Raw genomic sequence first — 19,186 nt, forward strand, 5'->3', positions numbered from 1 at the left:
GGGGGGGAAGGCATGTCATTTGCAAACTATCAGGAGATCGTTGGTATACAAACATCCGCCACTCCAATGATCAAAAAAGGACGGCTGGAGAACATAAAGAGTTGCTATTATAGCTTAACCATTGAGCACGTATTTTTTCCAGACAAATCACACGCGCCGCTAAAGAGGAGTAACTGCGCAACCGACTATATTACCATAGATCCCATGGGGATTGTGTGGGTTAGAATGAAGGAGATACTGGATCTCCCCGACGACATCTGCGGAATTTTATTTCAGACAAATCACTATTCAAAGAAAGGTCTATCGATTCTCAATTTAACAGCCGTGTCTCCGGGATACTGTGGACCAATCACTTTCATTGCCGTAAACTTAAGCGGAAAAAAACTTAATATAAGCTGGTCGGACGAGGTCGCTCGGATTTTCTTCTCAAAGCTTTCAGAAAAAACCAATCTACCATCATCGCAAAAAAATGATGACCTCGAAAAATACGACCGAGAAATTAGCGACAATTTGTCAGATCGAGAGAACAGCTTTCTCGATATCGAAACTCTCCAGAAAAAACTGTCTACCACTTTGATAAAGGACGCTGAGGACACTCTTGGCCGAGCCACGAAACGGGCCGTTTTTTTCGGCGCGATGGTCGTTTTTGGAATGACCATTATTCCGCCCCTAACCGGCTACGTTTATAATATGGTCAATAACGCGGGATATTTTGTAAACAATGAGGAATCGCTCAGACTCGTGATTGAGCGAATGAAGAGAGATACCGACGCGTCAGATATGGGGCACCGAATTGACCAACTCACCGCGGAAGTTGATCTCCTTCGAAAACAACTGGGATCACGTCCTTAGGCAAACGCACGTTTTTGACGCCCGCAGCGGATACGATCGAATCGCACAATCCTACGATCGATCGCCTTGGCGGCGTTTCTGGAGGAGGAACGAGTATCCGATCGTCAAAAAAGTATTTATGCGGTTGCTCCACAAGCACCATTTCCAGACAGCGCTTGATGTCGGGTCCGGAACTGGATTTTACTCGCGTTTTTTAGAAAATTACGTACCGCAGGTGGTTGGGGTCGACATTAGTAGTCAAATGCTCAGGATAGCCGGTGAGAAATCCAAAAGCACATTCGTAAACGCCGATTTTCTACAGTATCATAGTGACGTGCAGTTTGATTTTGCTTTGTCTGCAAGAACACTTTCTCACATTAAGAGCGTAAGCGAATTTTTGCGCTATTTAGACATCAATACGCACGATGGCGCATCGATTATAATTACAGACATTCATCCTCGACACAACTATTATAAGACACGATTTGAATTAAACACAGAAACCATAGAAATTGAGACGTATAAGCATGAAATGACAGAAATAATCGGGGAGATTTTAAGCTCATTTTCGATAAATGTAATGTATAAGGAATTTGAGTTTAGCAACTTGCAGGATAAATGGTTTTCCTCTGAATTCAACTCAGTCATGAACTCGGTGGACCCTGTATTCTACGTGATAGCTTTTAGAAAGCACGACTTATTCGACAAGAGCGTGCGGGAATACCTAACAGGGGTATTAAAATTTAATTCAGCTACTAGCGGCAGTTAGTCATACCGCTTGCTGCGGACGAGTTTATCTCCAATATCAAGGCAAGGCCCTTCGACCCGAGCGGCGAAAAGATGAGGACGTAGGCGCAGCCAGCCGGTCGCATTGTGCGGAGCATACTCTTCATGCTAGCGCAGCCGGCAACACTCTGCTGGCAAGGGCGATGAGATTTCATTGAAGTACAATCTGAGATGGGCCGAGTGGCTGGCCGAGGGACGGATCGGCCCCTTCCCGGCAACGATCGTCATGGTCGCGGCTTATTTTGCCTTGCAGACCATCATACTGTCCCTGTTGAGCTCTTGGGCGGGAACCGGCGTCGGCATCGATGATGCGGAGCAGCTGATCTATGTTCCGTATCTCTGGGCTGGATATGGCGGCTCGCAACCACCCCTGTACACCTGGATCAACTGGCTGGCCGCGCATGTTTTCGGCACCAGTATCTTCACGCTGAAGCTCGTCAAATACTCCGTGCTGTTCCTTGCCGCCTGCAGCGTGTTCGCCGCCATGCGGCGGTTCGGCTACACCAAAGCGACAGCGGCGGCGGCCATGTTCGGCCTGTTTACGATCCCGCAGATCGTCTGGGAATCGCAGCGCGCCTTGTCGCATTCCGTCGCCGTCGTCGGCTTCTGCTCGCTGCTCCTGCTGGCCATGGCCTATCTTCTCGAGCGGCGAAGCATGATCGCCTATGCGGCGTTTGGCCTGGCCACGGCGGCGGCAATTCTTGCCAAATATAATGATGTCTTCCTCGTGGTGGCCCTTGTTGCGGCCGTGCTGTCGCTGCGCGAATGGCGCAGCGCGATTCTCGATCCGAAGTTCGCCATCAGCATAGCGGTCGCGATATTGGTGCTGGCGCCAACCACCTATTGGAGCCTCATGCATCCCGCCGATTTATTGTCGAGAGGCGAGAAGTTCGGAATAGACGCGCAACAAGGGCGCGTGGCGGCGGCCTTTGTCGGCGCCGGCAAGTTTATCATGGGCACCTTCAATTTCGCGGTCTTGCCGGTGCTCGTTTCCGCCCTCACGTTCTGGCTGGCGAAGTTCCGTTTCTCCGAGCGGCACCCGAAAGGTCCGGCAAGGGAAATTCTGTTGTGGCGTACCTTGGCGCTCGGCTTGGCCATGCTTGCAGTACTTGTACTTGCCACCGGCGTGACGGTGGTCAAGGACCGCTGGCTGCTACCGGTCCTGTTCATGTTGCCGCTGGCCATCGTCGCCACTATGGAACGGCTGGCGCCGCGCGGCAGGAATGCGCAGCTCCTGGTGATCGCGGCTGGAGCGATCATCGCCGTGCTGCTCGCGCCCGCCACCTGGTACGTCCAGATAAACGGGACCAGTGGCCTCTCGCGGATGATCCGCGTGGATTACCCCGCCCTCTATCGCCAACTGACTGCGGACGGACCGGTCAAAACCGCAATATCTGATGGTGCATGGGTCGGAAACCTGCGGTTGGTCGATGAAAACCTGGTCGCACTTGACCAGGAAGTGCCTAATTTCGAAACGCTGATGCAGGAGCCGGCCGTACTCGTCTGGCTTGACCGAGACGATCCGCGTCCGGTCATTTTGGAGCAGCTCAAAGCGGCCGGCTATGAGCCGGACGGCCAACCACGGCAAATGATGGTTCCGCTGTTGCGCGGCACCGGCAAGTCCGCCCGGGCCGGCGCCTATGTAAGATTGAAGAGAATGGCGGTGGGAGAAACCACGGCGCCCAAGGAAGGCGTTAGCGGAGGAGCCGAGGGTGGACAGGAACCCGACTGACCGGCCCCGTCATCACCGCAAGATCATGCCGTTCGAGCCGGACGGCTCGAACGATGTGCTGCACAAAAAATCGCGGCTGAAGGCCGCTGAACTCAACCAGCATGCGCTGGGCTATGGAGCGCCGGTGGAAGCCGAATGGCAGGCGGCGGGCATTGCTGCTCCTGACCTGCCCGCCATGCGCCGATACCGGCTCGAGCGCATCCGCGCCGAGCTGAAGCGCCGCGACTATGCGGGAGCCTTGCTCTACGATCCGGTCAACATCCGCTACGCAACGGATGCGACCAACATGCAGCTCTGGGTCGCACACAATCGGACCAGGCATTGTTTCGTCGCCACCGATGGCCCGGTGGTGCTGTTCGACTATTTCTCCTGCGAGCACCTTTCCGATCATTCCGGCGTCGTCGACGAGGTGCGGCCGGCGGTGTCGTGGGCTTATCTGTACAGCGGCGAGCTGACCGGCCAAAAAGCCCGCCGCTGGGCAGCCGGCATCGCCGAGCTGGTATTGGAACATGGCGGCGGCAATCGCCGTATCGCCGTCGACCATATCAATCCCGAGGGCATCGAAGAGTTCGCCCGTCTCGGCATCTCGACCGGCAATGGCGAGGCGGTGATGGAAAATGCGCGGCTGATCAAATCGCCCGACGAAATCCTTGCCATGCGCCGAGCGATCGTCGCTTGCGAGGCGGCGATGGGCGAGATGGAGCAGGCGCTGAGGCCTGGCATCTCCGAGAACGAATTGTGGGCCGAACTCCATCGCGGCAACATCGCGCGCGGCGGCGAATGGATCGAAACCCGGCTCCTGTCGTCGGGCCCGCGCACCAATCCATGGTTCCAGGAGTGTTCGTCGCGGACGATCGAGGCCGGCGAGCTCGTCGCTTTCGACACCGACCTGATCGGTCCTTACGGCTTCTGCGCCGACCTTTCGCGCACCTGGCTTTGCGGTGACGCGCCGCCGTCGCATGAGCAGCGCGACCTGTTCCGCATCGCCGCCGACCAGATCGCCCACAACACGGAGCTGATGCGGCCGGGCATATCGTTCCGCGACCTCGTCGAGTGCTCGTCAGTGCCACCGGGAGACTGCTTCCCGGCCCGTTACGGGGTGCTCTATCACGGCGTCGGCCTAGCCGACGAATACCCGACCTTGCCGCATGTTGGCGACTGGACCGACGACACACCGGACGGAGTGCTCGAACCTGGCATGGTGCTGTGCGTCGAGAGCTATATCGGTCGGCTTGGCGGCTACGAAGGCGTCAAGATCGAAGAACAGATCCTGATCACTGAAACCGGCAACGAGAAGCTTTCGACCTACCCGCTCGACAATCGGCTGCTTGGCGGCTGAGCGACGCTAATGCATGTCGCGCAAAAGTGTGCAGCGGCTTTGCGATAACGACATGCATAAAACAAGAATCTAAAGCGCGTCGCATGAGGCCGACCGAACGCGACGCGCTTTATGCGAGCGCGGCGATCGCCTCGCGCATCGCAGCGACGATCGTTTCCGGCGTTGTCCTGGCCGTGATGAACGGCAAGCCTTTGCGCCGCCTTGTCCAGCCGACGACTGTCACCTTCTGCGCCGCCGGCTCGAAACGCTGCGCCAGCGCCCAGCTCTCGCAATCGATAGCCGCGACGTCCGCCCTGCCCTCGGCAACGGCAACGATCGAAGCACGGTGCCCACAGCTTTCGCTCAGCCCGGAAAAGATATCCAGACTCTCGCCCAATGCTTGCAGGTCGCGGGCTGGCGCGATGATGCCCGACATGGAATCGAGGCTGTTGAAGGTGAAGCGCTTGTTGCATAGCTGATCGAGCGGAATGACGGCACCGCCGTCGGCCGGCGCCCTTGCCGGCGGTGCCTCGCCCGCCCTCATGACGATGGCGCTCGAATAGAGTTCGCCCTGTCCACCCTCGAAGGCGTCGTAGCGCGGCTGGCCGATCAGGTGGACACGCTGCGACAGGCCGAGTTCCATCGGTCCCCAGCAGGTTTGTGCAAAGAGCAGCGCCGGATGCAGCCAGAGCTGGTGAAAATCCAGTTCGTCCGGCGGCAATGTCGCCGGATCTGGCGCGATGGGTTTTCCCCGATCGTCGCGAATACCGCCAGACACGGGAGGCAAATCGCCATTGCGGCGGATGATCGTCTCCGGCGCATCGATGCCTTTTTGTCTGAAAGTATCGCGCAGCCGCGCCCATTGCGCGTCGACCTCGTCCCGCGCTTCCGGCCAGTCGTACATCGGCAAAGCCGCAATGAATTCGCTCATGCCGGGGATTTGACCGTTATGCGGGGAAATTGACAAGGTCAGGAAAGCGTCGTCCGCGCGGCACCGCCTGCAACAACGCAAGAATCATTCTTTCGGCGGCTCGGCGGGTACCGGCGCGCTGCCAAGCCCATTGAGGCTGCGTGCCCTGACGCGCGGCTTGAATGCGCGTCCTGGTTCCGGCATGCGCCGCAGCACGGGATGGACGACCGGCTCCTTCGCCTTGAAGGCATAGGCCTTGAGCAGCGCGAAATAGTTCGGATAGGCGTAGCCATTGTTCATCCGCAGCCATTCGTCGCGGCGGTCGCGAAACACCTTCGGCAGCCTGTACCAGGCCACCGTCGGGCTCTTGTGATGGACGAAATGCAGATTGTTGTTGAGGAACAGGAAGGACAGCGGCGAGCGCTCGACGATGATCGTGCGGCCTTCCGGATGTTCAGACCATTGGTGCTCGGCGTAGGTGCGGATCGAAATCAGCGACTGCCCAAGCCACACCGGCACCAGTATGTAGAGCCATAACGGCATGCCGAAGCCGAACTGCACGACAGGCAGCACCACGACGAGGCCGATCGCATGCAGCAGCCATGCCTTGCGGATGGACTTGTCGCCCGCGGCAACCTGCTTGGCGTCGTCGATGAAAAAGCCGATGCAGGAAAGCCACGGGCCTAGCACCAAACGCCCGATCATCGTGTTGTTGACCTTCAGCAGGAATTTCATCGCCGACGGCAGCTCCTCGTGCTGCCAGAGAGCCTTGTAATAGCTTTCGGGATCATCGAGCGGATCGGTCAGGCGCTCGTCTGCATGGTGGCGCAGATGAATGGTCTTGAACCGGCGAAACGGCCAGACAAGGCCAATCGGCAGGAACACAAAGGCTTCGTTGAGCCGCGCATTCCGGGTTGGGTGGCCGTGCAGGACCTCGTGCATCAGCGAGGATTGTAGCGCCGCAATCAGGGTCAGAAAGGCGAGTGCCAGCAGCGGGTAAGAGGGCCAGAGCAGGAAGCCGGTAGCGAGCCAGCCGCCGTAGCAGAGAAGTGCGAGAAATGCTGTCGGCCATTCGATGGCCGTTGCGCCGTGTCGCCTGTTGCCCATGCTCGTCATGCTATCGACCACTGCCTTCCAGTCGCCGGAACCCGTTCGATTCCTGACAACATTGTGTCAGGAGCGTTGCGTCGGCGCAACGCGATATAGCGCACAAACTGTTGCGATTGCGCATTTTCAGCTGCATATGTTATGTATTGTAAACAGCCAACAGGATTCATTTACGCCTGAAGCCCGCGTTCGCGGCTCTAAGCGCAAATTTTTCCTCCTATTGAATGGGGTGGCGATTTGGACAAGCGCGACCTGTCGACGATCTTTCGCGAGCGCCTGAAAATGCTCTTGACAAGGTCCGATTTGAACCAATCAGCCTTCGCCGCCGCGGTTGGCATCGACCGTTCGGCATTGTCGCAGCTGCTCTCCGGCGCCTCGACCCGCCTTCCCCGTGCTGAAACGCTGCTCAACATCGCCGCCGAATTCAAAGTCTCGCTCGACTGGCTGCTCGGCCTTAGCCACGATGAGGGCGTCACCGGTGAAATCCGCGAGAGCCTTGAGATCGAGGAGGCGCCGGACGGCTTCGACCGCACGCTGCTGGCTCGCTGGCATGCCGAGGCGGCGGGAACGAAAATCCGCTATGTGCCGGCCGGCATTCCCGATCTTCTGCGCACCGAGGCGCTTGTCGACTACGAAGCTGTCATCGCCAACAAGAGCCGCGAGGCACAGGCCGGCGAGACGCAGTACCGCATCGACTACAACCGACGGCCCGAAACCGACATGGAAGTCTGTATGCCGCGCCACACGCTGGAGATCTTCGCGCGCGGGCTGGGCGTGTGGGACCGCTTTCCGGAGGCCGACCGCCACCAGCAGCTCCTGCACATGGCGACGCTGCTCGACGACCTCTATCCCACCTTCCGCCTGTTTCTCTATGACGGGCGGATGCGCTATTCGATCCCCTACACCATCTTCGGGCCCTATCGCGCCGCCATTTACGTCGGCGACATGTATCTGGTGCTGAACGCCACGCAGCCGATCCGCATCCTGACCAGCCATTTCGACAATCTGATCCGTGCCGCGGACGTCAACGCGCATGAAGCGGCCAGCTTCACACGAAAGCTGGCGGAGATGCGATTTTGACCGGTTGCTCTACGTGCCGACATTGACGGCACATAAAGAATTCTTTATATCCTTATCTCAGTTATTCTTCCGGGAAGGCGTATTTCACATGACCAATCCGATCGACGCTCTGCTTGCCGAAAAGGGCGTCCTGCTCGCCGATGGCGCCACCGGCACGAATCTGTTCGCCATGGGCCTTGAGGCCGGAGAGGCTCCCGAGCTCTTGAACGAGACCGCGCCCGACACCATCACCAGCCTGCACCAGAACTTTGTCGATGCCGGCGCCGACATCATCCTGACCAACTCTTTTGGCGGCACCCGCCATCGGCTCAAGCTGCACCACGCGCAGGACCGGGTCTATGCGCTGAACAAGCGCGCGGCCGAGATCGCAAGCGCCGTCGCCGGCAACGCCGGCCGCAAGGTGATCGTGGCCGGCTCCGTCGGCCCGACCGGCGAGCTGCTGGTGCCGCTCGGCGCCATGACCTATGACGAGGCGGTCGAAGCCTTTGCCGAGCAGATTGAGGGGCTGAAGGCCGGCGGCGCCGAAGTCGCCTGGATCGAAACCATGTCGGCGCCTGACGAAATCCGCGCCGCCGCCGAAGCCGCCATCCGCGTCGGCCTGCCCTATACCTATACCGGCTCCTTCGACACCGCCGGCCGCACCATGATGGGACTGCTGCCGAAGGACATCCACGGCGTCGTCGATGGCCTGTCGCAGACACCGCTCGGTGTCGGCGCCAATTGCGGTGTCGGCGCCTCCGACATTCTCGCGTCGCTGCTCGACATGACCGAGGCGAAGCCGGAAGCAACGGTGATCGTCAAGGGCAATTGCGGCATTCCCGAATTTCGCGGTGCCGAGATCTACTATTCCGGCACACCCGAGCTGATGGCCGACTATGTGCGCCTCGCCGTCGATGCCGGCGCCAAAATCGTCGGCGGCTGCTGCGGCACCTCGTTCCAGCACCTCGCCGCAATGCGCAAGGCGCTCGATGCGCACACCAAGTCGGATCGCCCGACCGTCGAGCAGATCGTCGAACGCATCGGCCCGATGCGCAACAAGCAGGCTACGGTCAATGTCGCCGAGACCAGCGAAGCCCGCCGCGAGCGGCGCCGCGGACGCGCCTGACGCTTTCGTCTGCGACATGGTCCGCGCGAAGCAGTGCGGCCGCGAAAAAAGGCCGGCAAGGTTTCCCTCGCCGGCCTGCCTCACCCGCCCGTAGGCCGGCTCCCCCTATCAGAACGATCCCATCTGAAAGAAACCGGCCGTCATTGCCACTACCGGTTACCGCCGAGCGCCGAGGCAAGGCGCACGAGCGAGAGGAACTCGGACCTGTACCCAAATAGGTCGGCTCCCCTGGCAGCGGTGGCAATCTCCATGATCTTGTCGTAGCCGAACTTCGCGGTCGCATCCTCGTCGCGCAGCTTCTGGCCGAACGCAGCAACGGCAACGGAGAAACGCTGGTCGGTGCTGGCCTGGTCGAACGACGCCACCTCGTTGGCTGACGTTACCGGCGTGGTGATCAGCTTCGAGGTGTCCTCGTTCGGCAGTTTGTAGCGGATCTTGACGAAAGCATATTCGTCGGCATTGGCGACACCGCCATTGTTCACCGAGGCCTGGCCGTAGCGCAGCTGGTCGATCTGTTCGCCGCCGCTGCCCTTAGGCGTGATCTCGTAGATTGCGGTGACTGAATGACCTGAGCCGATCTCGCCGGCATCGACCCGGTCATTGTTGAAATCCTCTCGATTCAAGGCGCGGGTTTCGTAGCCAATCAGCCGGTACTCCGAGACCTTGTTCGGGTTGAACTCGACCTGGATCTTCACGTCCTTGGCGATGGTGAACAGCGTCGAGGAGGCATCCTCGACCAGCACCTTCTCGGCCTCCGCCAACGTATCGATGTAGGCAGCAGTGCCATTGCCGTTCTGGGCGATGGTCTGCATCATCTGGTCGTTCAGATTGTCGCGGCCGAAGCCGAACACCGACAGGAATACGCCTGTCTTGCGCTCCTTTTCGATCAGCCGCTTCAGGTCGTCGTCGTCGGTCTGGCCGACATTGAAGTCGCCATCGGTGGCGAGCATCACCCGATTGATGCCGTCCTTGACGAAGGATTTCTGCGCCAGCCTGTAGGCTTCCTTGATGCCGGCCTCGCCTGCCGTCGAGCCGCCGGATGTCAGATTGTCGATGGCAGCGAGGATCTTGTCCTTTTCCGAAGCCTTGGTGGGCTCCAGCACGGTACCGGCATCGCCCGCATAGGTGACGATCGAGACGGTGTCGTCAGGTCTCAGCTTGTTGACCAGCAGTCGGAAGGCCGACTGCAGGAGCGGAAGCTTGTCCTGCTCGTTCATCGACCCCGACACATCGATCAGGAAGACCAGATTGGCCCTGGGCTGCTCGGCCGGCTTCACGTCGAAACCCTTGATGGCGACATGCATCAGCCTGGTGTGCTCGTTCCACGGCGACGGCATGACGCTGACGGTCGAGTTGAACGGCGTCGAGGCGGAGTCCGGGCCTTTCCAGTCATAGGGGAAGTAGTTAACCATCTCCTCGACGCGAACCGTGTCGGCCTGCGGGATAAAGCCTTCCTTCAGCGAGCGCCGGACGAAGGAATAGGAAGCGGTGTCGACATCGATCGAGAAGGTCGAGACCGGGTCTTCAAGTGCGGCATGCACCGGGTTGGTCTTGAAATTCTCGACGCGGTCGCGGTTTTCCTCTTGCGGCAGCATCTGGTCGGCCGGCGCAGCGGCGGGCTGCTGTGCCATCAGCTTGGGCTCGGCAACCGTGCCAGGCATGCGGCCGACCCGCGCGCCGCCATCGGCTGAAGGGGCCGCGGAGCTTGCGTCGCCGTTCAACGCAAGCTCGCTGCTCGGCTGCGGTTCGGGTGCATTGCGGCTGAGCACATCCTGCTGCGTCAGCCCGCCGACTGCGGTCGATTCCGCCTTCGGCGGCGATGTCGGCGCCACAAGCGCCTCGCCGGCGTTACGGCTTTCACTGTCGGCGTCCGCCTTCTTCTGCTTGTCCGCTTCGGCAACGACCGGCGGTTTGACGGTCGCCGGCTTGTCAGCCAGCGTTTCGGTGATCTTATCCCCGCCGAATTCGGGCCCGCCGAATTTGGATTCCCCAAGCATGTAGATGGTAGCGTATCCGGCGATCGGCAGGGCAACGAGCCCGGCAATGGCCGGCGTGGCGAAGAGTTTCTTTTGCATGATTTCGCTCCAGAGCCTTTGTGCTCGCTCTGTGAGACGAAGCCCGCTCACCGATCCTTGGGCGGCCGGCAAAGTTTTTTCTTCCATGTCATAGGCGCGCAGCGCAGCCTGGAGGGCACGCGCCTTTGCGTCCGAGTCCGGCGCCGGTGCTGCGATGTCGCGTAGTCTGTTGAGTTCGTTGTCGTCGACCATGGTCACACTTCCCCGGCTGAACGCATCAGCGTCTTCAGCCGTTTCTTCGCTTCATGGATGTGCCAGGAAACCGTCGTCTCCGAGATCGCCATCGCCTCGGCGGCGGCGGCGTGGCTCAGCCCTTCGCCATAAACCAGCAGCACCGCATCGCGCTGCTTGTCCGGCAGCTTGCGCACCGCTGCCCAGAGCGCCTCGGCCGGGTCTTCCGGCTCAGCCGAGATTTCCCCCGAAATCAGCGCATAGGCGCCATAGGCCTCGGTCTTGACCGTCTCGCGGGCGGTCTTGCGCATCATGTCGCGCGCCGCATTCAGCGTCATGGTGTAGAGCCACGTCGTGAAGGCACCGCTGCCGTGATAGTCGCGGATCGCCCGGCCGAGCCGGACGCAGACTTCCTGGGCGATGTCCTCGGCGTCGGCCTTTTTCCCGCACCAACGATAGGCGGCGCGATAGACGAAACCATAGTGCCTTTCGAGCAACTTGCCGAAAGCACCCCGGTCTCCGCCCTTCGCCCGTCCGATCAGTTCGGCGTCGGAGGCTTCGCTTTCGTCCAGCATCATCGCCATCATTTGCCTGTTGGACGAAGGCTAATGGCGGTTCCTTGGGGCGATGGAAAGAATTTTTTGGTGGGCGGTCACGTCGTAATGGTTGGCGTGACTTGGCCGAGCGTCTCCGCAAACAGCGTCGTCAGCCGCTTCCAGTGGCGTTCGGCGCCGGCTGCATCGAAGGCACTATGGTCCGGCATGCACCAGCCATGCGCCATGCCGGCATAGTTCTCTATGACATGATCAACCTCGGCGGCGCGCAGTGTTTCGGCGAGCCGCGCCGATTGCTCCGGCGGAAAGCTGCGGTCGACACCGGCAGTGCCGATATAGACCCTTGCCTGGAGTGAGGCGGCCTTCCGGTGCGGACTGTCGGCGGCGTCACCGGCCAGATTGCCACCGTGGAAACTGGCAGCAGCGGCGATGCGGTCGGAATAGGTGGCCGCCGCGTTCAGCGCCCGCGCTCCGCCCATGCAGTAGCCGACAATGCCGACCGGCCCGGTCAGGCCTTGCGCAGCGAGCGCATCGAGGAACGCGCCGCTGTCGCGGATCGTCATCTCCTGGGTCGTGCCGCCGACGAGACCTGTGATTGCGGCCTTGCTCCTCTCGTCACTGAACGCAGTCTTGGCTTCGAAAGGGCCGTAGGGCGCGTTGCGGTAAAAAAGGTCCGGCACCAGCACCGCATAGCCTTCGTCGGTAAGCCTTTCCGCCATCTGGTCTAGCGCCGGTCGCGGGCCAAAAGCGTCCATGTAGAGGATGATCGCTGCCTTGGCTGGGGCTGCCGAGCGGAACAGCCCGGCTTTGGCCATGCCGTCACTCGTCTTAATCTGGATCGCTTGCTTGGCCATCGCCCGCTCCGTTGACGTGTCGTGCGATAGATATCCGCGCTGACCGTCGCCGCAAGCTGTAATGAGGCGATCTGCTTCAAGATTTCGTGCGGCATTCGGCGACGCTACAGACGCGCGAATGCTGCCATGTGAAAGGCCTGAACCTCGGCCGGATAGCGATAATCGGTGCCGTAAGGACAGGCGTTGCGATCAAGGCAGCCGCCGGTCCGGCAGGACGCGCCGTTTTGCCCGCGCACATGGGCCAGACAGGTTTCATGTGCAAAACCATTCGCAGAATAAGCCTCGACCGGACAGGATTTCAGGCAAGGTTTTTCCAAACATGTATCGCAAAGGTGAACCACCTCGTGGGGTTGTTGGAGCGCAATCTCATTTTCGAACAGCAGCGCGCCGCGATAGGCGTGCCAGAGCCCGTATTGCGGATGCATGAGGATGCCGAGCGGCGACGGCCGCAAGCCCTCCGCCCGCACCGCCCATTGCTGGAAAGGCAGATATGGCCTATCGGAGGGCGAAACCGCGCGCGCCCCGAATTTTCCGGCCACCGCGCCGATCACTTCGCGAGACCATCTGTCGAGCGGATCGTCGATCGGCTGTGACTGTTTCTCCAACCAGCGCAGGAAGTGCGGCCAAGGTGCGGCACCCGCCTGCCCCACCAGCAGAACGGATCTGGCGGCAGCGCCGGAGAGACCGGAAGGTGTCTCCTCAGCACCTGCAAAATTGAAGCCGCCGCGAAGCATAAGGCCATGGACGGAAAGTGCCGCCGCGATTGTTTGAGTCATGCCGCGCTCGGGATCACCCCTTCTTGTCCGGGTCGGAGAAGGCGCTCCGCCAGACTTCCTTGTGGATGATATTGGCGACTTTAGCCCCGCCTGATTCGGGCTCCTTTCAGGTGAAGGCGTCGGCCATCGACGCCTTCTTCCTGGCGATGAAGTCCTTCAGCCCGTCGTCGATGCCCGGGTCGAGATACGGCGCCTCGTAGCTCTCCAGCCAGCGGCGGGCGAGCTCGTTGGCGCGCTGCGGCGCGGTCTTTTCGCCTTCGGCCAGCCATTGCTCGTAGGAATTGTTATCGGCGATGTTGGAACGGTAGAACGCGGTCTGGAAATTGGCCTGGGTGTGATCGCAGCCGAGATAGTGGCTGCCCGGGCCGACCTGGCGGATGGCGTCCATCGCCTGGCCGTTTTCCGACAGGTCGACACCCTCGGAGAACTTCTGCGTCATGCCGAGCTGGTCGATATCCATCATGAACTTTTCGTAGCAGGAGGCGAGACCGCCCTCGAGCCAGCCGGCCGAATGCAGCACGAAGTTGGTGCCGGCGAGGATCGTCGAGTTCAGCGTGTTGGCGCTCTCGTAGGCGGCCTGCGCATCGGGGATTTTTGAAGCACAGAGCGAACCGCCGGTGCGAAACGGCAGGCCGAGCCGACGGGCAAGCTGTGCGGCGCCATACGAGACCAGCGACGGCTCCGGCGTGCCGAAGGTCGGCGCGCCCGACTGCATCGAGATCGACGAGGCGAAGGTGCCGAACAGCACCGGCGCACCCGGCCGGATCAGCTGGGTGAACGACGCTCCCGCCAGAACCTCGGCTAAAACCTGGGTCAGCGTGCCGGCGACCGTCACCGGGCTCATCGCACCGGCAAGGATGAACGGCGTGACGATACAGGCCTGATTGTGGCGCGAATAGACCTTCAGCGCTCCCAGCATGGTCTCGTCGAAGACCATCGGCGAGTTGGCGTTGATCAGGCTGGTCAGCACCGTGTTGTTCTCGACGAAATCGTCACCGAACACGATCTTGGCCATCGCCACCGTATCTTCCGCGCGCTCGGGCGCGGTCACCGAGCCCATGAACGGCTTGTCCGAATATTTGATATGGCTGTAGACCATGTCGAGATGCCGTTTGTTGACCGGCACGTCGACCGGCTCGCAAACCGTGCCGCCCGAATGGTGGATCGACGGCGCCATATAGGCGAGTTTCACGAAATTCCGGAAATCCTCGATCGTCGCATAGCGCCTGACGCCGTCGAGATCGCGCACGAAGGGCGGTCCATAGACCGGCGCGAACACTGTCGCGTTGCCGCCGATCTGCACCGAGCGCTCGCCGTTGCGGGCGTGCTGGGTATAGACGGACGGAGCGGTCTTCAACAGCGAGCGGCAGAGGCCCTTGGGGAAATGCACCCGCTCGCCCTTGACGTCGGCGCCCGCCTCTTTCCAAAGCTGCAGCGCCTCGGCGTCGTCGCGGAAGATGATGCCGATCTCCTCCAGCACCGTGTCGGTGTTCTTTTCGATCAGCGCCAGCCCTTCCTCGTCCAGCACTTCATAGACGTTGATCTTGCGCTTGATATAGGTGAGCTGTGTGCCGGGGCCGCCGCCCGAACGCGCGGCCCGTCGGGCTGCGGCGCCACCGCTGGCAGCGCGCCCGCGCCGTGCGTTTGACGCTTCCTGATCGACCGGCGCGTTCTCACTCATAATCGTTCTTCCCTGGCTTTCGTTCTGGCCTGATTTACTCCGGCCGGGCTGTTGTACCGGCCTGAAATCCGTTTGCGGCCGCATATTGCGGTCTCTGGCCGGATCGTAGCCATGCACCCTATTCGAAACGGCCCGCCAGCGCCAACGCCTGTCGCAAAATCGACAAGAATTCCAAGAGATTTACGGTCGCTTTCGTTTTGCGGGAAGTCGCAAATCAGCTATGGACAACCGGCCCGTGCGGGTTAGGTATTGACGCGATATTTTTAAGCTGCCGCGATAGTTGTAGCCGGCAAGGAGCCTGAGAAAAAATGGCCGACGACGAGATCATCCTTTCGGAACTCTCCGACGACGAGTTGGTGCAGCAGATGCACGACGATCTTTATGACGGGTTGAAGGAAGAAATCGAGGAAGGCACCAATATCCTTCTCGAGCGCGGCTGGGCGCCTTACAAGGTGTTGACCGAGGCTCTGGTCGAGGGCATGCGTATCGTCGGCGAGGATTTCCGCGACGGCATCCTGTTCGTTCCCGAAGTGCTGCTGTCGGCCAACGCGATGAAGGCCGGCATGTTCATCCTGCGTCCGCTGCTTGTCGCCACAGGCGCGCCGAAGCAGGGCAAGATGGTGATCGGCACCGTCAAGGGCGACATCCACGACATCGGCAAGAACCTGGTCGGCATGATGATGGAAGGCGCCGGCTTCGATGTCATCGACCTCGGCATCAACAATGCGGTCGAAAAATATCTCGATGCCATCGAAAAGCACCAGCCCGACATCATCGGCATGTCGGCCCTGCTGACGACGACCATGCCTTACATGAAGGTCGTCATCGATACGATGAAGGAAAAAGGCATTCGCGACGACTATGTCGTACTGGTCGGCGGCGCACCGCTCAACGAGGAATTCGGCAAAGCCGTCGGCGCCGACGCCTATTGCCGCGACGCCGCGGTGGCAGTCGAGACCGCCAAGGACTTCATGAAGCGCAAGCACAACGTCCGCGCTTCGGCCTGAGCCAATAAGTCCGGCACGAACAAGAAAAGCCGCGCCTTGCAGTGCGGCTTTTTTATTCCCAAATGTTGAGAGCCGTGCGGATCAGGGTTTCTTGACGGTATCGTCAACTGCCTTCGCAGTGGATTTGATATCCTTACCGACGCCGCGCACCGTGTTGGCGCAGGCCGAAACAGCCAAGGCGCAGGCGAGAATAGCGATTGGCGCGACGCGGAACAATTTCATGATTGGTGTCTCCCTCAGCATATAAATTCGCTGGACAGCAACGAAGATCGATTAGACTGGTTCCATGACTACCGCGCGAAAACAACAATCCGATCAAGGCGACAGGCTGCTCGTCATCGCCTGCGGGATGATCGCGCGCGAAGTTTTGGCGGTCAAGGAGCAGCTCGGGCTCGACCATCTCGACCTGACCTGCCTGCCGGCGGAGTTCCATTTCTATCCGGACCGCATCGCGCCGGCCATGGACAGGGCTATCGAGAAGGCCAAGACCGACGGCTACAGACACATCTTCGTCGGCTATGCCGATTGCGGCACGGGTGGCCTGCTCGATCGGATCTGCGAGAAGCATGGCGTCGAGCGCATGGCCGGGCCGCATTGCTTTGCTTTCTACCAGGGCATGGATGCCTATGCGAAGGTCGCCGATGACGACATGATGTCGTTCTACATGACTGACTTCCTCTGCCGGCAATTCGATGCCTTCTTCATGAAGCCGCTCGGCCTCGACAAGCACCCGGAGCTGATCAAGGACTATTTCGGCAACTACGAGAAGCTGATCTATATCGCTCAGACCAACGACCCGGAACTCGACAAGGTCGCCGAAAAGGCGGCGAAAATGCTCGGCCTCGCCTATGAGCGCCGCTCGACCGGCTATGGTGACCTGACGAAGGAACTGGCCAGCGCCTCAGCACATTCGTAAAAGAAATAGCGTCCTCTAAGCGTTTGCCGGAGGCTGCCGTTCATTTTCGCCCACCGATTCACCGATCCGATATGACATCGATAATGCGCCCGGTTTCAAGGCGGATCGGCCCCCGCGCGGTTGGATCTTTAAGCAATATTTCGGCAAGCATTGCATCGACATTGTCGAAATTACTTTGCAGAATTGACGGATCACTTAGCTCCCAATACTCCCCTTCATCGACGACATTGAGACTGGAGAACAAGCGAGTAATTTCGCGAAGAAACCTGATGATCTCGATATGAGCGCCTGCACCTGAAAACTGAGTTTTACAATGTTGTTGAACGAAGAGGTGATTGTCGAACTCAAGCCGCAGCGGTTCCGAATTGGGATGCGGTTGAAGCTCTATTCCAAACACAGGGCCAATATAGTCCACGTTTCGTTCATCAATGACTCGATTGAGCGTCTTCTCGCGCTCATCGATCTCGCGCACCGGCCAGTCTCGCGCAATGGCGAACGCCTTGGCTTCGTGCAGCAAAGCAGCATATTGCTCGTGACCCCGTAACTGTCCTTCAAAGTAGATTGTTACTCCCAACTACCTCTCCCAGTGACGCGCATTCCTGACGAATACCCGCGCTCTTATTCCGCCACAAGCCGGGCGAGCACATCGGCAAAGCTCGTCTTGCAGATGAAGCCCAGCCGCTTCCTCGCCCGCGACGCATCATAGACCCGGTCGATCGACGAAAACATCGTCCAGCCTTTCTTCGCGTAGAGCGCCGGATAATCCGGAAAATAGCGCGCCACGACCGACGGCGCGTCGGCGATCAAGGCCGCGCAATCTTCGGGCTGGAAAGGCGTCGGTGCCGAGATGATGAAAGTGTCGAAGCCCAATTGCGGCGCTTTCTCCAGGGCAGCGATGTGGGCGTCGGCTGCGTCCTCCACCGTCAGCCGGCGGAACAACAGCTCATTGGCCTTGGTGTTGGCATCCGACTGTTCGATCACGTGCGCCATGTCGTCCGCCTCGGGAAAAAACCGGGCGGTGCGCAACACGATCACCGGCAGGCCGAACTGCAAATGATAGAGCCGGCAGAGCTGTTCGGCTGAAAGCTTGGTGACGCCGTAGATGTTGCGCGGTTCAGGCGACATGTCTTCCGTCAGCCATGCCGCCTTGCGCGTCCCGCCGGTGAAGCCGGCGCGAATGGTTTGGGAAATCATCAGCGACGTCGTCGACGTGAACACGAAACGCTGAACGCCGAATGCTGCCGCCGCGTCGAGCAGGTTGAGCGTGCCGCGCACATTCGTCTCGACGAAATCCTCGTTGCGATAACGTTCGATGTCAGGCTTGTGCAGCGCGCCGCTATGGATGATGGCCTCGACGCGGTTCCCCTCGACCGCCCTCATGACCAGGTCGCGATCGGCCACTGAGCCGACGATCGGCGTTTCCGAAGACGGAACGGGATCGAGGCCGGTGACGTCATGGCCAAGAGCCCGCAGGCGCGGCGCCAAGGCGCTGCCCAGCCAACCGGACGATCCCGTCAGCAAGATCCGCATTCTTTCCACCTCGTTTCTGCTGTCGATGCTCAGGCACGGATGACAGAACGCGGCGAAACATTAAGGTATGCGCCAGACAAGAAAACAGCCTGCTCCAGCCATCAAAAAGGAAACGCCACCGATGATCGCTCGCCTCATGTTTGCCGCAGCAACTGTCCTCTGCTTGACCATGCCCGCGTTCGCCGATGGCGAGGTGCAGACGCTGATAACGGCTGCCGACAAGGCGCGGCTCAACAAATATGGCGAGACGCGCAAGGCAGCGCTTGACGAGGCGAAGGCCGGCGATCCCGCCGAGGTCAAGCAGCTCGACGCTTTGCTGGCAAAGCCGCTGGTTCCCTTCTCTGACAGGGACCTGACCGGCAAATGGCAATGCCGCACCATCAAGGCCGGCGGATTGAGCCCGCTCGTCATCTATGGCTGGTTCAAATGCGAGGTGAGCGACGACGGTTCTGGCTGGAGACTGGAAAAGATCACCGGCTCGCAACGCACGAAGGGCCGCTTCTTCGACGATGGCGAGAAACGCGCGATCTATCTCGGTTCCTTCCACGTCAACGACGATCCGGCAAAGCCCTACGGCAGCGGCCCGGAAAGCGATCAGGTCGGCTATGCCTTCCGCAACAGCGCCAGTGAATGGCGCATCGAGTTCCCGGCGCCCTATTACGAATCGAAGCTCGATATCCTCGAATTCAAGCGCTGAGCCCGATCACCAGGGGTTAACCCGGTCAGCCTAGCATTCGCGCGCAAAGAACAGGT

General features: G+C 60.1%; 19 protein-coding genes. 9 read left to right on the plus strand and 10 right to left on the minus strand.

Annotation, left to right across the window (positions count from 1 at the left end; all coding sequences use genetic code 11):
* Positions 1–12: 12 nt before the first annotated feature.
* The 4 genes from NKH90_RS02400 (at position 13) to NKH90_RS02415 (ending at position 4,688) form a co-directional block, all read left to right on the plus strand.
* Positions 13–852 carry a dCTP deaminase domain-containing protein gene (locus NKH90_RS02400; RefSeq protein WP_352817004.1) on the plus strand — a complete coding sequence of 280 codons (840 nt, stop codon included), beginning with the start codon at positions 13–15 and terminating at the stop codon, positions 850–852.
* A gap of 118 nt (positions 853–970) precedes the next feature.
* Entirely contained in the window at positions 971–1,600 is a 630-nt protein-coding gene (locus tag NKH90_RS02405; RefSeq protein ID WP_352817006.1) for a class I SAM-dependent methyltransferase, read from the plus strand.
* A gap of 171 nt (positions 1,601–1,771) precedes the next feature.
* The gene (locus tag NKH90_RS02410; RefSeq protein WP_352817009.1) at positions 1,772–3,349 is read left to right on the plus strand and encodes an ArnT family glycosyltransferase; all 1,578 of its coding nucleotides are present in this window, start codon (positions 1,772–1,774) and stop codon (positions 3,347–3,349) included.
* Between the two features lie 25 nt (positions 3,350–3,374).
* Positions 3,375–4,688, plus strand: a complete 1,314-nt coding sequence (locus tag NKH90_RS02415) for a M24 family metallopeptidase (protein WP_352817185.1) — start codon at positions 3,375–3,377, stop codon at positions 4,686–4,688.
* Between the two features lie 109 nt (positions 4,689–4,797).
* Here the strand turns inward: NKH90_RS02415 and NKH90_RS02420 are convergent, their stop codons facing one another.
* Positions 4,798–5,598 carry a phosphate/phosphite/phosphonate ABC transporter substrate-binding protein gene (locus NKH90_RS02420; RefSeq protein WP_352817012.1) on the minus strand — a complete coding sequence of 267 codons (801 nt, stop codon included), beginning with the start codon at positions 5,596–5,598 and terminating at the stop codon, positions 4,798–4,800.
* Between the two features lie 84 nt (positions 5,599–5,682).
* Positions 5,683–6,693 carry a fatty acid desaturase gene (locus tag NKH90_RS02425; RefSeq protein WP_352817014.1) on the minus strand — a complete coding sequence of 337 codons (1,011 nt, stop codon included), beginning with the start codon at positions 6,691–6,693 and terminating at the stop codon, positions 5,683–5,685.
* A gap of 228 nt (positions 6,694–6,921) precedes the next feature.
* On the opposite strand from NKH90_RS02425, the gene NKH90_RS02430 reads away from it, so the two are divergent.
* Positions 6,922–7,764, plus strand: a complete 843-nt coding sequence (locus NKH90_RS02430) for a helix-turn-helix domain-containing protein (protein WP_352539665.1) — start codon at positions 6,922–6,924, stop codon at positions 7,762–7,764.
* 88 nt (positions 7,765–7,852) lie between these two features.
* Positions 7,853–8,869: a betaine--homocysteine S-methyltransferase gene (gene bmt / locus NKH90_RS02435; protein ID WP_352454606.1), complete on the plus strand. Its 1,017-nt coding sequence runs from the start codon at positions 7,853–7,855 to the stop codon at positions 8,867–8,869.
* A 149-nt stretch (positions 8,870–9,018) separates the two neighbouring features.
* Here the strand turns inward: bmt and NKH90_RS02440 are convergent, their stop codons facing one another.
* The 5 genes from NKH90_RS02440 to NKH90_RS02460 form a co-directional block, all read right to left on the minus strand.
* Entirely contained in the window at positions 9,019–11,136 is a 2,118-nt protein-coding gene (locus NKH90_RS02440; protein WP_352817017.1) for a vWA domain-containing protein, read from the minus strand.
* 2 nt (positions 11,137–11,138) lie between these two features.
* On the minus strand, positions 11,139–11,699 hold the full coding sequence (locus NKH90_RS02445) for an RNA polymerase sigma factor (protein ID WP_352452095.1): 561 nt from the start codon (positions 11,697–11,699) through the stop codon (positions 11,139–11,141).
* A 68-nt stretch (positions 11,700–11,767) separates the two neighbouring features.
* Entirely contained in the window at positions 11,768–12,523 is a 756-nt protein-coding gene (locus NKH90_RS02450) for a dienelactone hydrolase family protein (protein WP_352817020.1), read from the minus strand.
* 104 nt (positions 12,524–12,627) lie between these two features.
* Positions 12,628–13,257: a hypothetical protein gene (locus tag NKH90_RS02455; RefSeq protein WP_352817022.1), complete on the minus strand. Its 630-nt coding sequence runs from the start codon at positions 13,255–13,257 to the stop codon at positions 12,628–12,630.
* Between the two features lie 148 nt (positions 13,258–13,405).
* Positions 13,406–14,980, minus strand: a complete 1,575-nt coding sequence (locus NKH90_RS02460; RefSeq protein ID WP_292654762.1) for a trimethylamine methyltransferase family protein — start codon at positions 14,978–14,980, stop codon at positions 13,406–13,408.
* Between the two features lie 308 nt (positions 14,981–15,288).
* On the opposite strand from NKH90_RS02460, the gene NKH90_RS02465 reads away from it, so the two are divergent.
* On the plus strand, positions 15,289–15,987 hold the full coding sequence (locus NKH90_RS02465; RefSeq protein ID WP_023676506.1) for a cobalamin B12-binding domain-containing protein: 699 nt from the start codon (positions 15,289–15,291) through the stop codon (positions 15,985–15,987).
* 81 nt (positions 15,988–16,068) lie between these two features.
* On the opposite strand, the gene NKH90_RS02470 is transcribed toward NKH90_RS02465, so the two are convergent.
* Positions 16,069–16,209: an entericidin A/B family lipoprotein gene (locus tag NKH90_RS02470; protein WP_023676507.1), complete on the minus strand. Its 141-nt coding sequence runs from the start codon at positions 16,207–16,209 to the stop codon at positions 16,069–16,071.
* Between the two features lie 64 nt (positions 16,210–16,273).
* On the opposite strand from NKH90_RS02470, the gene NKH90_RS02475 reads away from it, so the two are divergent.
* A complete protein-coding gene (locus tag NKH90_RS02475) occupies positions 16,274–16,903 on the plus strand; it encodes a DUF1638 domain-containing protein (RefSeq protein WP_352500949.1) in 630 nt (209 codons plus the stop codon).
* Between the two features lie 58 nt (positions 16,904–16,961).
* Here NKH90_RS02475 and NKH90_RS02480 read toward each other — a convergent pair whose 3' ends face one another.
* Entirely contained in the window at positions 16,962–17,477 is a 516-nt protein-coding gene (locus NKH90_RS02480; protein WP_352500950.1) for a hypothetical protein, read from the minus strand.
* Between the two features lie 44 nt (positions 17,478–17,521).
* The gene (locus NKH90_RS02485; RefSeq protein WP_352500951.1) at positions 17,522–18,433 is read right to left on the minus strand and encodes an NAD-dependent epimerase/dehydratase family protein; all 912 of its coding nucleotides are present in this window, start codon (positions 18,431–18,433) and stop codon (positions 17,522–17,524) included.
* 121 nt (positions 18,434–18,554) lie between these two features.
* Here NKH90_RS02485 and NKH90_RS02490 point away from each other — a divergent pair, with 121 nt between their 5' ends.
* The gene (locus tag NKH90_RS02490) at positions 18,555–19,130 is read left to right on the plus strand and encodes a DUF4893 domain-containing protein (protein WP_352470292.1); all 576 of its coding nucleotides are present in this window, start codon (positions 18,555–18,557) and stop codon (positions 19,128–19,130) included.
* Positions 19,131–19,186 lie beyond the last annotated feature (56 nt).

It is taken from the genome of Mesorhizobium sp. M0898, assembly GCF_040319695.1.
Taxonomy (GTDB): Bacteria; Pseudomonadota; Alphaproteobacteria; order Rhizobiales; family Rhizobiaceae; genus Mesorhizobium.

Bases quoted from the DNA above. Each gene is read 5' to 3' on its own strand.
- NKH90_RS02400 (WP_352817004.1), top strand. From the start codon at position 13: ATGTCATTTGCAAACTATCAGGAGATCGTTGGTATACAAACATCCGCC.
- NKH90_RS02405 (WP_352817006.1), top strand. From the start codon at position 971: ATGCGGTTGCTCCACAAGCACCATTTCCAGACAGCGCTTGATGTCGGG.
- NKH90_RS02415 (WP_352817185.1), top strand. From the start codon at position 3,375: ATGCCGTTCGAGCCGGACGGCTCGAACGATGTGCTGCACAAAAAATCG.
- NKH90_RS02420 (WP_352817012.1), bottom strand. From the start codon at position 5,598: ATGAGCGAATTCATTGCGGCTTTGCCGATGTACGACTGGCCGGAAGCG.
- NKH90_RS02425 (WP_352817014.1), bottom strand. From the start codon at position 6,693: ATGACGAGCATGGGCAACAGGCGACACGGCGCAACGGCCATCGAATGG.
- bmt (WP_352454606.1), top strand. From the start codon at position 7,853: ATGACCAATCCGATCGACGCTCTGCTTGCCGAAAAGGGCGTCCTGCTC.
- NKH90_RS02440 (WP_352817017.1), bottom strand. From the start codon at position 11,136: ATGGTCGACGACAACGAACTCAACAGACTACGCGACATCGCAGCACCG.
- NKH90_RS02445 (WP_352452095.1), bottom strand. From the start codon at position 11,699: ATGGCGATGATGCTGGACGAAAGCGAAGCCTCCGACGCCGAACTGATC.
- NKH90_RS02450 (WP_352817020.1), bottom strand. From the start codon at position 12,523: ATGGCCAAGCAAGCGATCCAGATTAAGACGAGTGACGGCATGGCCAAA.
- NKH90_RS02455 (WP_352817022.1), bottom strand. From the start codon at position 13,257: ATGCTTCGCGGCGGCTTCAATTTTGCAGGTGCTGAGGAGACACCTTCC.
- NKH90_RS02460 (WP_292654762.1), bottom strand. From the start codon at position 14,980: ATGAGTGAGAACGCGCCGGTCGATCAGGAAGCGTCAAACGCACGGCGC.
- NKH90_RS02465 (WP_023676506.1), top strand. From the start codon at position 15,289: ATGGCCGACGACGAGATCATCCTTTCGGAACTCTCCGACGACGAGTTG.
- NKH90_RS02470 (WP_023676507.1), bottom strand. From the start codon at position 16,209: ATGAAATTGTTCCGCGTCGCGCCAATCGCTATTCTCGCCTGCGCCTTG.
- NKH90_RS02475 (WP_352500949.1), top strand. From the start codon at position 16,274: ATGACTACCGCGCGAAAACAACAATCCGATCAAGGCGACAGGCTGCTC.
- NKH90_RS02485 (WP_352500951.1), bottom strand. From the start codon at position 18,433: ATGCGGATCTTGCTGACGGGATCGTCCGGTTGGCTGGGCAGCGCCTTG.
- NKH90_RS02490 (WP_352470292.1), top strand. From the start codon at position 18,555: ATGATCGCTCGCCTCATGTTTGCCGCAGCAACTGTCCTCTGCTTGACC.